This is a genomic window from Tenacibaculum sp. AWR4_210 (assembly GCF_056160945.1).
In genome coordinates, this window is record NZ_JBSWYF010000002.1 from 198,243 (window position 1) to 214,429 (window position 16,187).

Below are 16,187 nucleotides of genomic sequence, written 5' to 3' on the forward strand. Positions count from 1 at the left end.
AAATTACACAATAAACAAACATCGGTTGGTTAGTCGTTGTAAAATTGTATTCTTAACAGGCAAATCTACTAAAAAATCTGCACGACCCGCTTGAAAAACAGTTAAATCTCTTTTTAAGAAATTGTTAATCAGTTTAATTTTGCAAATTAAAACTAATTGGAAAGGTGTAATTTACATTTACATGAGCGTCGTTTTGCTTTCCAGGAATGAATTTCGGTAGCAGGCTGATAACGCGTTGAGCTTCTTTTTTGAGGTCTTCGCTTCCTTCTGGTCCTGAGGTTGTTATTCCTTTAACATCACCGTTTTTGGTGATGACAAAACTTACCCACACATCTCCTTCAATTCTTTCTTTTACGGCTTTCTTAGGGTATACAATATTGTTTATGAGATGCTGTTGCATTTCGTAATTAAAGCAGTCTACATCGTCATACGAACTAGTGTCACAATTCGGAAAACTCGGTATGATTTCAACGGTATCAAAGGCTATTTGATCGTTAATTTCAAGTTCTTCTATGGCGTTGTTAATCGCGTTTAACTGCTTTTTAATATTTTTCATTCGCAAGCGTTCTATGCTATCACTCGTCCGTAGCTTCGAAATTTCTGCTGCCTGAATTTTGCTGGCAGTCTGAACTTCTTTGTTTAAGGCAGCTCGCCTTTTTTGGTGACTACGAGAAATGACAACAACCTTGGCATCTTTCTCTGCGTTCGTCCCATTGGCATTAGCTACGACGGTGCATTTAGCGATACTTGCAATATCGTTTAGATTTTCTTTTTTTTCTTCGTTGTCCTTGCATACTTCCTGTGCAAGAATCGAAGGTGTAATAATACTGGCGAGTAAAAATAGAGTTAGGTTTCTCATAACGACTATTGTTTACTTTCCTAGGGAAACTTAAATTTCAAAGTAGCAAATCTCAATGAAGTTTACGGATATCTTATGCGTGCATAAGAAGGGGGATGAAAAAAAAAGTTTCTTACTAAGAAATGTTAGGTTATACAATAAGTTTTGAAAAGGTAACGTCTGGTTGGGTTACTCGATTGGTTGAGCAAAGGGCTCTTTTTTGGGGTAGGGTTTTAGTTATTTTCATTTTAGGGGGAATTAAAATATTAATAATCAATACCTAATAAAAATTAGGTTGGGGATTTAAAGGTAAGAAAAAAATGTTAAAATCCGAAACAAATATTTTCTTACCTGTTTATTTTCTGTTATTTATCGTATTCGTAGTAGAGAAAATCGTTGTACGGGAAGCGTTGAATATGTATTTTTTTCACCTCTTCGTATACCTTGTCTTTAAAAGCTTCAAGATTTCCTTTGTTGATTGCCGAAATGAAGATGCTTTGTTTGGTTTCATCATTCATCCAGGTTTTTTTCCAATCGTCCAATGTGTAGTGCTCTTTGGTTTTTTCTGTCACCAAGTCATCCTCTTCAATCGATTTATGGGTATAGGCATCAATTTTGTTGAAAACCATAATGGTCGGTTTGTCGGCACTGTCAATTTCGTCTAAAATCTTATTTACTGAGTTGATGTGATCCTCGAAATTGGGGTGAGAGATGTCAACTACATGAAGTAACAAATCGGCTTCTCGCACCTCGTCTAGTGTAGATTTGAATGATTCTACTAGTTGCGTAGGCAGTTTTCTGATAAATCCTACAGTATCCGTCATCAAAAAAGGGATGTTTTTGATAACTACTTTACGTACGGTAGTGTCAAGGGTAGCAAACAACTTATTCTCAGCAAAAACCTCACTTTTACTTATGACATTCATCAGGGTTGACTTTCCGACATTGGTATACCCTACCAAGGCGGCGCGTACCATTTTACCTCTGTTTTTACGCTGAACGGCCATCTGTTTGTCAATGGTTTCTAGCTTTTTCTTGAGTAAGGTAATCTTGTCTCGGATAATACGTCGATCGGTTTCAATCTCTGTCTCTCCCGGTCCACGCATACCAATTCCTCCTTTTTGCTTGTCGAGGTGGGTCCACATTCGAGTCAAACGAGGAAGTAAGTATTGGTATTGTGCTAATTCTACCTGTGCTTTTGCCGAGCTAGTTTGCGCTCTTGAGGCAAAAATGTCCAAAATAAGGTTCGTTCGGTCAAGAATTTTACAATCGAGTAGGCGCTCAATATTGCGAAGTTGCGCGGGTGATAATTCATCATCGAAAATCGCAGTTCCGATGTTGTGTGTTTCTATATACGCTTTAACATCGTCTAATTTACCGGTTCCTAAAAAGGTTTTCGGATTGGGCTTGTCCAGTTTTTGTACAAAACGCTTTACGGCAACTCCTCCTGCCGTTGCAGTTAAAAATTCCAATTCGTCTAAATACTCTTCTGACTGCTTTTCGTCTTGATGCTGTGTAATAATTCCAATTAAAACAGCTTTCTCTGATATGGCCTGTCTCGTTTCAATCATAGGTGCAAAAGTACGAATTAATCCATGGATTTTGCAGTTTTTGTTTGCTGAGACCTCCTGGCGATAAAAAAGAAAACCCCGCCGAGGCGAGGTCAAAATTACACACAACTAAAAGTTACCCTTTAACGATCTTTAAAGGCATCTTAAATATTTGTACAGAAGTATTTGCACTGGTCGCTACACGCTTGTAGTTTAGCTTACTTTTGATGTAGTTACAGATCTCTGGATTGCTGCAATCGATGTCGAGGATCACAACTTCTCCTTTTTTGGTTACAAGAAATTCAATGGTGGTCTGAACGTCTGTTTGAATGTTAAATTTTGCTTTTTTTAAAAGTTTTACAATGTTAGTTCTAATTTCTTTTTTTACTGGATTTTCATTGGCCATTAAAGAAGTGGAACTCAAGATAAGTGCGGTGATGATTACTACTAACTTTCTCATTTTTTTCTGATTTTTTATAGGATTAAAAGTTTGGTTTTTTGTTTTTTAATTACATGGTAAAAATACTGTTAATGAGGTGTTTGTGTGTTTTTTATGTGGTTATATAAATATTTTTTTTGTGTTAGGACTAGGTTTCTTTTTAGCAGTTTTTACGCTTTGGTAATATTGGTTAGTTTTTAATGTTTTTGGTCTTTTTTTTAGGATTATAGCGTTTGTTTGAGGAAAGATTTAATAGTTTACTGTAAAATGATGTCTATCCCTATAAAAAATTGAATAGCGAGTGTTAGTGTTTTGTTTAGAATGCTCGTACATTGCAGCTGTAATTTGTTAGAAGTATCGATAATAATGTCTAGAAGTAAATGGAATGATACCATAAGTATAGGGTTGTATAATGTTGAGAATCTTTTTGATACGGTAAAAGATCCTTATACAAAGGACGATGAGTTTACCCCAAAGGGAAGTCGAAATTGGAATAAGAAAAAGTATTACCACAAGCTAAAGAAAATAAGCCGCGTGCTGTCCATGCTAGGGAAAGAAGCTTCTCATCAACCTGCCGCACTGATCGGTTTGGTAGAAGTGGAAAACGAACGCGTGCTCGCGGATTTGGTAAGGCAAAAGAATTTGCTCGCGTCGAATTACGGTTTTATTCATTTTGAATCTGCCGATGTTCGAGGGATTGATGTTGCCCTGTTGTATCAACGCGATGCCTTTCAGGTGCTTCAAGCTGAAGCCGTACCTAAAGACATCACCACACCAGAGGGAGAAGTGGTGAGAACTCGTGATATTTTAGTGGTTAAAGGAATTTTGGAAGGTGATCTTATCAATGTTATTGTTACGCATTGGCCTTCGCGTAGAGAGGGGGTTGAAGCGAGTGAGTACAAACGTATGGCTGCGGCAAACTCCGTGCGTGAAGTAATTGAGGAACTGCGAGCTACCGATAAGGTTCCTGCAAAGTTTATCGTGATGGGAGATTTTAATGACGATCCCGCCGATAAGAGCTTGCAAGCGCTATTATGCGATGATTTTTACAATGCGACCGCTCCTTTGCACACTCCCGATCAAGGGAGTTTGGTACACGATAAAGCGTGGCATTTGTTTGATCAAATTATCATCTCAAGGAATTTTTTTGACGAGGATAGTAGTCTGAGTTTTGAACGAGCGCAGTTATTTATAAAACCTTGGTTACAGGTGTACCACGGTAAGCTAAAAGGAAGCCCGTATAGAACCTTTATCGGTCCTTGGTATGAAGGAGGCTATTCCGATCATTTTCCGGTGTTGGCTCATTTTAAAAAGAAAAAAGCTTCTAGGTAACTAGAAGCTTTTTTTATTTCTGCGATCAATTGTCGTTATTCAACGGTAACTGATTTTGCTAAGTTTCTCGGTTGATCTACATTCTTTCCTAACATCACTGCAATGTGATACGAAAGTAATTGTAAAGGAATAGTCGTAAGCAATGGAGTAAAGGCTTCCTCCGTATCAGGAATTTCAATTACGTGGTCTGCAATTTCTTTTACAGTAACGTCTCCTTCGGTTACGATGGCTACAATTTTACCACTTCTCGATTTAATTTCTTGAATATTACTAACTACTTTTTCGTAATGTCCCTTGCTGGTGGCAATAACGAAAACTGGCATGTTCTCATCGATTAAAGCAATAGGACCGTGCTTCATTTCAGCAGCTGGATATCCTTCTGCGTGAATGTATGAGATCTCTTTCAGCTTTAATGCTCCTTCTAAGGCAACAGGGAAATTAAACCCTCTACCGAGGTACAAACAGTTTTTAGCTTCCATGTACACTTCAGCAATGTCCTTTACCAAAGGATCAATTTTAAGCAATTGCTCTACTTGATTAGGGATTTGCTCTAGTGTCTGTAAATAGGTATTTACAGCGGTCTTAGAAAGCGTTCCTTTTGCCTGCGCTAATTTCAAGGCAATTAAAGTAAGTACCGTGATTTGTGTTGTAAAGGCCTTTGTAGAGGCAACTCCAATTTCTGGACCTGCGTGCGTATAAGCTCCGGCGTGAGTTTCACGAGCGATAGAAGAACCTACTACGTTACAAACACCAAATACAAAAGCACCTTTCGATTTTGCTAATTTAATAGCCGCCAAGGTATCAGCTGTTTCTCCTGATTGAGAAATGGCAATTACGATATCATTTGGTGTAATAATCGGGTTTCTATATCTGAATTCTGAAGCGTACTCAACTTCTACTGGAATACGAGCCATATCTTCAAAGAGATATTCTCCTACCAAACCAGCGTGCCACGAGGTTCCACAGGCAACGATAATAATCCTACTAGCATTTAAAAACTTAGGAAGATTGTCATCGATTCCGGCCATTTTGATAATTCCGTCATTTGCGAGCATACGTCCGCGATAGGTATCGATAATGGCTTTTGGTTGTTCGTGAATTTCCTTGAGCATAAAGTGGTCGTAACCTCCTTTTTCAATTTGTTCAAGGTTGAGTTGAAGTTCTTGAATATTGGTGTCAACTTCTTTGTCGTTCTCTATTTTGCGAACTTTAATTCCTTTCCCTTTTTTGATAATAGCCAACTCACCATCTTCAAGATAGATAGCGTTTTTGGTGAATTCAATAAAAGGAGAGGCGTCAGAAGCGACAAAAAACTCTTCGTTGTCTTTACCAACACCAATGGCGATAGGACTTCCTAAACGAGCCACTACTAATTCATTGGGTTTGGTTTTGTCAAACACGGCAATTGCATAAGCTCCAATAACGTTTTGCAACGCTAACTGAACGGCTTTACCTAGTTTGCAACCTTCGTTTTTCTTAACTTCTTCTATGAGGTTGATAAGTACTTCTGTGTCGGTATCACTTTGAAATTCATAACCTCTTGAAATCAGCTCTTTTTTAATGGTATCGTAGTTTTCGATAATACCATTATGAACGATTACTAAATCGCCAGATGCTGAGAAGTGCGGGTGTGAATTCGTATTGTTCGGTACTCCGTGAGTAGCCCAACGCGTGTGTCCGATACCTATTTTTCCTTCTTTTCTCTTCGTTTCTTTGTTCGTGATTACCTCGAGGTCAACCACTTTCCCTTTCGTTTTAGAAAGGTGCATTGTTTCGCCGTCGTACATCATGATTCCGGCACTATCGTAACCTCTGTATTCCAAACGTTTTAATCCGTTAATTACGATAGGGTAAGCGTCTCTATGACCAATGTATCCTGTTATACCACACATAACAATTCTTGTATATTAATTATTTTTTTACTGAATATGATAATCTTAATACAGCGCGTTTTTCGCTGTGGGTAGTCTCGTCTTCGTTTAATAAGGTAACTCCTCTAGGATTCCAGTTGTACGTAAGGATGCTGGTATCGAGTACTCTATTTCTGTAAGGACTATCCGTTGGGTTGTTGTAAACTTTTAAAAATAATGGGGATATATCAGTAGAGCTTCTGTCCAAAATATTCGAAACATAATCCGTTATTCTGAACGTGTATTTTTCTGGTTTGTCACTTGCTAAAATCAGCCTTCCACCATAAGTCGTTGCTTCGGTATGCGCATCGGTCATTTGAATTGGATCACCACTGCTATTCGAAGTGTATACAAACAACTGTTGTGGAATGATGTTTTTATCGGTATTGACTGTTTGATTGATGTTGAATGTCAAGGCGGCGTCGTTTACTAACAAACCGTATTCGCCGTTGGCAACATCTCTAATAGTTGCTAATTCTTTTAAGCTTAAGTACCCATCGCTGTCTGCGTCTTTACTTGCGTATTTCAACATGGTATGATTAGGGTTGCTCGCTCTTAATTTTGCTAAGTTGATTCCTAACACTTCTACTTTGGCCTGTGTTCCAGTAGTTCCTTGGATAACAAAGTTATTGGCAGGAGGGGCAACAGATGCCGCTGCAGTACTGTAACGTACGTTACGTACACCAGATAGTGGAAATGAGTATTTTGTAGGAACTGTATCTTTGTGCGTGTAATTTGCATTGGCGTCCAAACGCTCCTTTCTGGTAATCGTGTAATAGAAATCTAACGAAGCAGATTCCGTAGTACCTAACAAACTCAATGGTACCATGGCACCGTCTGTACCTGTTACGTTGAACAACAATCCTTTAAAGTAATTATTTAAGGCGTCAGCAGATGAGAAATTACTGCCGTTGAATTTGTCCCAGAAGAGGTCTTTCATAATGGCAGTACTCAATGGAATACTCAAGAAAGGCCCTTTTGTAGCCAATTTTTCTTCGCTTTCAAAAGTAGTACCGTTTCCGTGGTGACGCGTAACTTTGAGTATAGTGTCGTTTGGATTCGGTTGAAACATGAAGTTAGCATCTTCATTTAATACCTTGTTCGCCAAATAGGCGTGGTTTGATTGGAAGGAATTACTCTGAGATGGATTCGAAGGATCTAAGGTGTTTAAGAAGGTTTCATTTTCTAACACTTGTAAATTAACTCCTTTACTAGCATCTCCTAGCAATGAATCTAATAACCATTTCGTTTTATTATTGCTGTCTTTTCCTTTATTGGTAGCCGCATAAGGTAACTTTAAAACAACCTTGTCAAGGATAAAGGTCGAATCGATATCTCCCTTATCTGTAGATGATTTTACATCGCTCGTTTTAGGATTGCTCAAGAAACCAATTTGACTTACAAAAGAGGCATTTACCGTTTTGTAATTTTTACTGTTGTATACACCCAACCAGTACTCTGTAATATTCGCTCCGATATTGTCGGCGCGCACTACTGTTGTACTTACTGGAGAAATCTTTAACTCTAAATCTACCGATTCCGCATTGAATTGATTGTTGTTCACTACGTTTGTACCGATATTATCAAAGTCTTCTTCACAAGAAATTAGGGATGCTAAGCAAAATAAGCCAATCCCTAAACTACCAATTTTTCTAATCATGTTATTCACTAAGTTCTAAAACGTTCTCTCTATAAAATTCTAAATACGCTTCGGTTAAATTTTCTTCAGATTGGAACTCTAAAACTTGAGCGTCACTTTCTTTGATAAATGACTCCAATTCTTCAGGTAATTCCTCACTACCTTTTACGATAGCATCTGAATTTGCGATAGCGCTTTTTAGTATATTGATATGATTAGGTGATTCTAAGACAGTAGCCTTGGCATCGTCGATTTTGTCGAAACGAACTTTGTTGGCCATTTCTGAGTTTAATTCACCTTCAAATCCTTTACTATAGAGCGAAGTTACAATCTTGCTTCCATTCAACAAGGGTTCCTCTTTATAAAATTCTCTTAAATATAGCGGTAATAAAGAAGCCATCCAACCGTGAACGTGGATGATATCAGGTGCCCAGTTTAATTTTTTTACAGTTTCAACAACGCCTTTCGCGAAGAAGATCATGCGTTCGTCGTTGTCGTCGAATAATTTTTCATCTTCATCCGAATACACAGCCTTGCGTTTGAAGTATTCATCATTGTCGATGAAATAGACCTGCATACGCTCTTTTGGAATCGATGCAACTTTAATAATCAATGGCATGTCCATGTCGTTGATTATTAAATTCATACCAGATAAACGAATAACTTCGTGTAATTGGTGTCTTCGTTCATTGATTACACCAAATCTCGGCATGAAAATTCGGGTTTGTACTCCTTTTGAATGTGCTTGCTTAGCAACGTTAAACGCAGTTGACGATAATTCTGTTTCAGGTAAGTATGGTGTAACTTCCGATGAAACATACAGTATTCTCTTATCCTTCATTAATGTCGAACTCTTTATATGAGGATGCAAAAATACGAATTTTTATACTAAAATCGTGTTAAATTGCTAATTTTGCATGTTTTCCAATGAATTAGTAATGAAATTAGTTAGTAAAAAATCGGAATTGAAAGCCATTTTAGAGCCCCTCAGAGTGGCTGGTAAACAAATTGGTTTCGTACCGACCATGGGAGCATTGCACCAAGGACATTTGTCGCTGGTAACCAGAGCTCAAAAGAAGAATGATGTAGTGGTGGTAAGTGTTTTTGTAAACCCAACCCAATTTGATAATCAAGAAGATTTGGTGAAATACCCGAAAACGTTGGCTGCCGATCAAGCCATGCTGGAACAAATAGGCTGTGATGTTTTGTTTGTGCCAACCGTGGCGGAAATGTACCCAGAGCAGGTAAGTGCAGAGTCCTTTGATTTTGATGGCTTGGAGTTTGAAATGGAGGGGAAGTTCCGAACAGGACATTTCGATGGTGTTGGTACCGTGGTTAAACGCTTGTTTGAGTTAGTAGAACCACATACCGCGTATTTTGGTAAGAAAGATTTTCAACAGTATAAAATTATCAAAAAACTCGTCAAAAAATACGACTTGCCAGTGAAGGTAAAAGGGCGTCCAATCTTCAGAGAGTCTGATGGTTTGGCCATGAGTTCAAGAAATACCCGATTAACCGAAGCACACCGTGACGCAGCTCCAATGATATTTAAAATATTGAAAAAGGCTAAAAAGAAATTTGGTCAAAAGAGTATTGAAGAGTTAACGCAATGGGTTGAAAAGCAGTTTAAAAAGGAGCCGTTGTTGGACTTGGAGTACTTCACGATCGCCGATGAGAAAACGTTGAAAACGCCTAATGAGATCAGTCCGTCTGCCAAGTACCGCGCCTTCATAGCCGTGTTTGCAGGTGATATTCGACTGATAGATAACATCGGGTTAAATTAATTGATAAAAAAAACAATCCATTAATCGTTAAAAAACAACTATTTTTGCAATATGTTAGTTCAAGTAGTTAAGTCAAAAATCCACCGTGTAAAAGTTACTGGTGCCGATTTAAATTATATAGGAAGCATTACCATTGATGAAGATTTGATGGATGCTGCAGGAATTATAGAAGGTGAGCGCGTTCAAATCGTGAATAATAACAACGGAGAGCGTTTGGAAACGTATGCGATTCCAGGACCGCGAGGAAGTGGAGAAATAACCTTAAACGGTGCCGCAGCCCGAAGAGTTCAAAAAGGCGATACGTTAATTTTAATCGTATACGCTTTTATGGAGTTGGAAGAGGCCAAGAATTTTAAACCGAAATTGGTTTTTCCAAACGAAAAAGATAATACACTTACCTAGTCCGTTTTGAATATAAAGAAAATACTTAAAATACTATTACCTCTCATTTTGGGAGGTATTTTAGTTTGGTACTCCTTGTCGAAAGTATCTCCGGAAACCTTAGTGCAATATTTTAAGAATGCGAATTATTGGTGGATTTCCCTAGGATTGTTTTTTGGAATCCTCAGTCATTTGTCACGAGCCTATCGCTGGAAATATTTGCTTGAGCCCATGGGGTATACCCCTGATTTTGGGAATAGTACAATGGCCGTATTGGTGGCGTACTTGGTAAACTACGCAGTTCCGAGAGCTGGTGAGGTGTCAAGAGCAGCCGTGATGGCAAATTACGAAGACATTCCTTTCGAGAAAGGATTTGGTACTATAGTAGCTGAACGAATTGCCGATTTAATCATGATGTTACTCATTATCTGCGTGACCTTGTTTGTGCAGTTTGATTTCATATTTGAACTCTTGACGGCGAATTTTTCGCCCGTAAAAGTTGGAGGAATCATCGCGGCGGTAGTACTCGGTTTTTTTGTGTTTTCCCAATATGTAAAAAAGGCGAAGACAGGAGTCGGATTGAAAATCAAGTCCTTTATTGGAGGATTGATAGAAGGAGCTACCAGTATCTTTAAAATGAAAGACAAGTGGTCGTTCATTTTCCACACGGTATTTATTTGGTTAATGTACGTAGCCATGTTTTGGGCTACTATTCCTGCAATTGATAATTTAGAGGTTCCTTTTGGAGCTGTATTGATCGGTTTTATTGCAGGTGGATTTAGTATTGCCGCGACCAACGGTGGGATAGGATTGTATCCGGTAGCAGTTGCTGGGGCCTTTGCTTTATTTGGGATTGCCGAGGAGCCTGCGAATGCCTTTGGTTGGATTATGTGGACAGCGCAAACCGCTATGATAATCGTTTTTGGAGGCTTAGCCTTTGCTGTATTACCTGTTTATAACAAAGCAAAAGAATAGAAAATTAAGGAGCATCACTTTGCTGATGACATAGAAACGCCATTGTTCATTTTTGTGGATAATGGCGTTTTTTTATGCTTGTAATTTCACGTTGGGTACCCGGTTTTTTATGCTTCCAGAAACGGTATTATTCCTTTGGGGAATAGATCGATTTTTAAGGAAAGTGATGGCTTCTGAATGCAGCTTTTTTAAGGGGTTTAGATCTATTTCTTTTAGCTATCTTTGTGGTATTAATACCGTATTATGGCAAAAACCAAAACCGCATTTTTCTGTCAAAACTGTGGAGCACAACACACCCAATGGGTGGGGCAGTGTTCTACTTGTAAAGCGTGGAACACCGTTGTTGAAGAAGTAATTCAGAAAGAAGAAAAACGCAGTTGGAAAACTCCAGCAAACCAAGAAAAACGCGTGGTCAAACCTCTTAGAGTAGAGGATATAGAGTTCAATCCGGAAGAGCGAATTTTAACGCGTAATCAGGAATTGGATACGGTTTTAGGTGGAGGATTGGTGAAGGGAGCTGTGGTACTGCTCGGTGGAGAACCCGGTATCGGAAAATCGACCTTGCTGCTTCAAATAGCTCTGCAAATTCCTCAAAAAGTATTATACGTCTCAGGTGAAGAAAGTCAGTCACAGATAAAAATGCGCGCTGAACGACTCGATGCAAAAGATTCGAATTGCTTGATTTTGACAGAGACCAATACACAACAAATATTTAAACACATTGAAGAGGTACAGCCAGAAGTTTTGGTGATTGACTCTATTCAAACCTTACATACCCAAAGTATCGAAGCTTCGCCAGGGAGTATTTCACAGATCAGAGAAACGTCGGCTGAATTGATAAAGTTTGCCAAAGAAACAGCAACGCCAGTGCTACTCATTGGACATATCAATAAAGAAGGGCATATTGCCGGACCTAAAATTCTCGAACATATGGTAGATGTCGTTTTACAGTTCGAAGGCGATCGCAATCATACCTATCGTATTTTGAGAGCCCAGAAAAATCGCTTTGGTTCTACGGCAGAGTTGGGGATTTACGAAATGTTGTCTGTAGGGCTGCGCGAAGTATCCAATCCTTCTGAGATCTTAATTTCTAAAAAAGATGCAGATTTAAGCGGTACAGCCATTGCATCGACTCTCGAAGGAATTCGCCCACTTATGGTGGAGATTCAGGCTCTTGTAAGCACTGCAGTTTACGGTACGCCTCAACGTACCACAACAGGATATAACTTGAAGCGCCTTCACATGATTTTGGCCGTACTGGAAAAGCGTGCTGGATTTAAGTTGGGAGCGAAAGATGTGTTTTTAAATGTAACTGGAGGAATTCAGGTAGATGATCCTGCTATAGATTTGGCAGTGGTTGCAGCAATATTATCGTCGAATCAAGATCTCGCGATTCATCCAAATGTCTGTTTTGCGGCAGAGGTCGGATTGGCAGGAGAAATACGTCCTGTATCCAAAATTGACCAGCGCATCGTAGAAGCGGAAAAACTAGGCTATAAAACCATCGTAACGTCAAAGTACAATAAGATTACCTTAAAAGATTATAAGATCAAGGTTTTACTGGTGAGTAAGATAGAGGAAGCTTTTGCAACCTTATTTGCTTAGTTGGTTAAGGCAATCAGTTTGTTGCGATATGCCGAAAGCAATTTCGATTTGGAAATAAAGCCTTGATAGCTATTGTCCTTGATAACTGGTAAATTCCACGCACCACTTTCTTTAAATTTCCGCATAACGGTTTCGGTACTGTCGTCGTGGTAAATTAGTGCCGGTGCGCGCTTTAACAATACTTGAATGGTGAGTTTGTCGTACAGTTCTTGTTCGAACATCAAGGGGCGGATGTCGTCGAGTAGGACGATACCTAGAAAGCGATCGTCATGATCGACTACAGGAAAAATGTTTCGGGCCGATTTTGCCACCGCATTTTTAAGCATTTCTCCCAAGGTCATCTCCGGATGGATGACCACGAAATTTTTTTCAATGAGTTTGTCAGTACGCATCATCATCATCACATTTTTATCTTTGTCATGTGTAATCAGTTCTCCTCTCTTAGCCAATTCAATGGTGTAAATGGAGTTGGAAACAAAATAGCGCGTAAAGGCAAAAGAAATAGCTACTACTAACATCAGTGGTACAAAAAGCTCGTAGCCTCCAGTGATTTCAGCAATGAGGAATATGGCAGTGAGAGGGGCGTGCAAAACTCCAGCCATTAATCCACTCATACCAACAAGCGTAAAGTTACTTTCTGAGACATTACCTCCTAATTGATTGATAATTTTTGCAAATACATTTCCTAGAGCACTTCCCATCACGAGCGTGGGGATAAAGATTCCTCCTACTCCACCAGCAGCAAAGGTGGTAGTCATGGCAATGGCTTTAAACAGTGTGATGATTAAGAGAAATACAATCACAGTCCATACATTGTTGAAATTGACTTCGTAAGGAATGTCATTCAACGCCTTATGGGCATTGCCTTCGAGCAAGTTATTGATAATAGCATATCCCTCTCCGTAAAGTGGAGGTACGAGGTATAGCATAAGTCCAATGGCGAGCGCCCCAATGAGTAACCGGTGAAAGGGATTGGTGAATTTTTCGAAAAACCCGGTGATTTTAAAATAGATTTTTGAAAAATAAACGGAGGCAACTCCGGTGCCTATGCCTAATAATACAAAGAAAAAGATGTCTGTGATTTTAAAATCGTCGGTTAGTTCGAAGCCCAGTAATACGTCTTGACCTAAAAAGAAATAGGAAGTAACGACAGCTGAAACGGAGGCTAGTAACAGCGGTATTAAAGAGGCAAAAGCAAGGTCTAAACTAAAAATTTCTATAGCAAAAATAATAGCGGCTACAGGGGCCTTAAACATAGATGACATGGCACCTGCGGTTGCGCAACCAATGAGTAACATTCGCGTTTTGGTGTTCATGTGGAAAAGCTGTGCAATTCCTGAACCAACGGCAGCTCCAGTGCTCACTGCGGGACCTTGAAGTCCGGCTGATCCACCAAATCCTACGGTAATAGGAGCGGTAATCAAGGACGCGTACATTTTATACCGCTCAATGATACCACTGCGTTTAGAAATGGCGTGCAAGGTAGTTGAAATTCCATGGCCGATGCTCTTCTTTATCAGTTTCTTTTTGATATAGTACACCAAAAAGAGCCCCAGAATGGGGAAAATAAAGTACAGGGAATGATGCAGGTCTTTGATAAACTTTCCTTCCAAAACATATTGAAAAAAATACGTGAGGTTTTTTAGAACCAGGGTGCCTAAACCCGCTAAGAATCCTACAAGGACGCTAAGGACGTATACAAACTGTCGTTCAGAGATGTTTTTATATCTCCAAATGAGTAACTTTTTGTAGTAGTATTTAGAAGTGGGCATGAGTATGTTTCGGTTTAAAGCTTCTTAAATGATGAGTCGGACACCTCCCAACTCTTCAATTTTATAAGGGAAATGCTCTCCAGGCGATCCAATAAACATAAAGTTAATAGGAATATCCCATTTTTTAGAGAGTTTTTCGATTAATTCTGGCGAAAATACACCTTCTATTTCTAAAAACTGTATAGAAATATCTGGGTATTCCTTATCGAGCACGTGGATTTCAACAGCCAGTTCTTCGAGTAGCGGTTCTTGTGCAGCTCTTATATGGACGATTTTGATTTTCTTGGTGTGCTCGTTTTTTTGAATGTAGAGCATTACGCTATTCAATGTTGCGATATTGTCACCTTTGGTGAAAAATACAAATTCTTGGTTGTTGATGGAGTTGATGGTTTGGTTGATTTTTTTATCTGTTTTGAGAACAAATTTTCGGAAGGGGTTAAACAATGCATATACGAGTTTGAGTCCTAGTTTAAGAAGCTGGGTGCGGTTGAGCATGATAAAGACAAAAATGATGGTCGGGATAAAATACTCTAGGAAGACCAGGAAATTACTTGGAAGATTGTCTTTGGGAGGCATCAGCAAGTTTCCTGTCAAGGCAACCAGAACAGCTGAAATGGCGAGTAGTACTCCTAGCCAAGGAGCGCTTTCTGGCCGAGGTAGGGAGCTTCGTTTTTGTTTGAGTAAGATATTCCCGATACCAAATAAGGCCATAACCGATAAAAAGGACAAGGTATATACCCCCGCAAGTAAGGCGACATTTCCTCGGGTGATGAACAGCACTGAACAGGCTAGTAAAAAGAATACGAGTATAATGCGATAAGAACTGCCCTGTTTGTTTTTTTTGAGAAAAAACTTAGGCATGATTCTATCCAAGGTCATGCGTTCTAACAGCCCCGTAACTCCAACAAAGCTCGTTAGTACGGCCCCGCTAAGTACTAAAAAAGCATCCAGCGCAATGATGGTAGATAAAGTGGACCCTCCTGCAAAATCTCCCATTTTGATGAGCAAGGTGTTTTGAAATGCAGGTTCTTGTAAGGTAGGGATGTCAAAAAGAGCCAAAGCAAAGACTGCCGCTAACGGATTGATGATACTTACGATAACCCACATGTTTCGGAGTGTCTTCGGAAATACGCCCCGTGCTTGTTCTTCTACAAAATTGGCCGAGCTTTCAAAGCCAGAAACTCCGAGCATCGAGGCTGAAAATCCAAAAAAGATTGCGTATCCAATACCTTTTGGGCTTGGTGTGTGCCAATTACTGTGAAAAGTGCTCAGTCCGTGTTGAAACAGGTAGCTTCCAACACAGAGGAAGAGTACTGCTAAGGTGATTAAGTGAAATATAAAAATGGCGATGGCAACGGTAGAAGATTCTGTGATTCCTACGATGCTTAAAAGGGCGAAAAACAAGAGTAAGCACACCGTTGAAATCAAAATAGGAATCGACGGTAACAAATGGTGTAGGTAATGGATGCCCTCATTGGCAGAAATAACTGCGGTAGCCATATATGAGAGTATGGTAAGGGTGGCAGCGAAGGATGCCATTCGCTTACTCGTGGTATTGAGAAGTGCGTTGTAAGCGCCCCCATTCAGCGGAAGCGCCCCGACGACCTCTCCGTAAATCTTTCTGAACAGAAAGAGTACTAAGGATACAATTAACAAGGTAATCCATGCGTATTGCCCAGCAAACGCAATAGACAGTGCTGAAACGTATAATACTGACGAACTGATGTCGTTTCCACAAATCGCTGTTGCAGCTAATTGATGGAGTTTTTTTGAAACTTTTGGTTTCATAAAGTTATTTTTTGAAGTCAATAAAATAAGGTTGATGTGACGAAGTACTGATGCAGCAACCTTGTGAACAAAGGCCAGGTTTTGGCCGATAACGCTGTCTTTCGGCAGTGGAATTATGTACTATAAAGGTACAAAAAAAATGGATAAGTATCCAGGGGGGGATTGGGGAGAGGG

13 protein-coding genes are annotated in these 16,187 nt (G+C 39.5%); 5 read left to right on the forward strand and 8 right to left on the reverse strand.

Annotation, left to right across the window (positions count from 1 at the left end; genetic code table 11):
* Positions 1-133 precede the first annotated feature (133 nt).
* From ACXAG7_RS04185 to ACXAG7_RS04195, 3 genes are all read right to left on the reverse strand, one after another.
* Positions 134-859 carry an energy transducer TonB gene (locus tag ACXAG7_RS04185; RefSeq protein WP_408041928.1) on the reverse strand — a complete coding sequence of 242 codons (726 nt, stop codon included), beginning with the start codon at positions 857-859 and terminating at the stop codon, positions 134-136.
* Between the two features lie 344 nt (positions 860-1,203).
* Entirely contained in the window at positions 1,204-2,409 is a 1,206-nt protein-coding gene (gene hflX, locus ACXAG7_RS04190; RefSeq protein WP_476666063.1) for a GTPase HflX, read from the reverse strand.
* A gap of 115 nt (positions 2,410-2,524) precedes the next feature.
* Positions 2,525-2,848, reverse strand: coding sequence for a hypothetical protein (locus ACXAG7_RS04195; RefSeq protein ID WP_408041930.1), 324 nt, complete (start codon positions 2,846-2,848; stop codon positions 2,525-2,527).
* Between the two features lie 345 nt (positions 2,849-3,193).
* Between ACXAG7_RS04195 and ACXAG7_RS04200 the strand changes: the two genes are divergently transcribed.
* Complete coding sequence (locus ACXAG7_RS04200) at positions 3,194-4,159, forward strand: endonuclease/exonuclease/phosphatase family protein (protein ID WP_408041931.1); 966 nt, start codon at positions 3,194-3,196, stop codon at positions 4,157-4,159.
* A gap of 35 nt (positions 4,160-4,194) precedes the next feature.
* On the opposite strand, the gene glmS is transcribed toward ACXAG7_RS04200, so the two are convergent.
* Genes glmS through ACXAG7_RS04215 form a run of 3 tightly spaced genes read right to left on the reverse strand, consistent with a single transcriptional unit; the run spans position 4,195 to position 8,549 of the window.
* Positions 4,195-6,051, reverse strand: a complete 1,857-nt coding sequence (gene glmS, locus ACXAG7_RS04205) for a glutamine--fructose-6-phosphate transaminase (isomerizing) (protein WP_476666064.1) — start codon at positions 6,049-6,051, stop codon at positions 4,195-4,197.
* Between the two features lie 19 nt (positions 6,052-6,070).
* The gene (locus ACXAG7_RS04210) at positions 6,071-7,729 is read right to left on the reverse strand and encodes a DUF4270 family protein (protein WP_408041933.1); all 1,659 of its coding nucleotides are present in this window, start codon (positions 7,727-7,729) and stop codon (positions 6,071-6,073) included.
* Between the two features lies 1 nt (position 7,730).
* Positions 7,731-8,549, reverse strand: a complete 819-nt coding sequence (locus ACXAG7_RS04215; protein WP_408041934.1) for a glycogen/starch synthase — start codon at positions 8,547-8,549, stop codon at positions 7,731-7,733.
* Positions 8,550-8,646: 97 nt separating this feature from the next.
* On the opposite strand from ACXAG7_RS04215, the gene panC reads away from it, so the two are divergent.
* The 4 genes from panC to radA all read left to right on the forward strand — a co-directional run bounded on the left by panC (position 8,647) and on the right by radA (position 12,453).
* A complete protein-coding gene (gene panC / locus ACXAG7_RS04220; RefSeq protein ID WP_408041935.1) occupies positions 8,647-9,492 on the forward strand; it encodes a pantoate--beta-alanine ligase in 846 nt (281 codons plus the stop codon).
* A gap of 51 nt (positions 9,493-9,543) precedes the next feature.
* Positions 9,544-9,894 carry an aspartate 1-decarboxylase gene (panD, locus tag ACXAG7_RS04225; protein ID WP_408041936.1) on the forward strand — a complete coding sequence of 117 codons (351 nt, stop codon included), beginning with the start codon at positions 9,544-9,546 and terminating at the stop codon, positions 9,892-9,894.
* A 6-nt stretch (positions 9,895-9,900) separates the two neighbouring features.
* On the forward strand, positions 9,901-10,848 hold the full coding sequence (locus tag ACXAG7_RS04230) for a lysylphosphatidylglycerol synthase transmembrane domain-containing protein (protein WP_408041937.1): 948 nt from the start codon (positions 9,901-9,903) through the stop codon (positions 10,846-10,848).
* A gap of 243 nt (positions 10,849-11,091) precedes the next feature.
* Positions 11,092-12,453 (forward strand): DNA repair protein RadA, encoded by a 1,362-nt coding sequence (gene radA, locus ACXAG7_RS04235; protein WP_408041938.1) that lies wholly within the window; start codon positions 11,092-11,094, stop codon positions 12,451-12,453.
* Here the strand turns inward: radA and ACXAG7_RS04240 are convergent.
* Positions 12,450-14,225: a chloride channel protein gene (locus ACXAG7_RS04240; RefSeq protein ID WP_476666065.1), complete on the reverse strand. Its 1,776-nt coding sequence runs from the start codon at positions 14,223-14,225 to the stop codon at positions 12,450-12,452. The two genes, radA and ACXAG7_RS04240, sit on opposite strands and share 4 nt — an antisense overlap.
* Before the next feature lie 24 nt (positions 14,226-14,249).
* The gene (locus tag ACXAG7_RS04245) at positions 14,250-16,013 is read right to left on the reverse strand and encodes an APC family permease (protein ID WP_476666066.1); all 1,764 of its coding nucleotides are present in this window, start codon (positions 16,011-16,013) and stop codon (positions 14,250-14,252) included.
* Between the last annotated feature and the right edge of the window lie 174 nt (positions 16,014-16,187).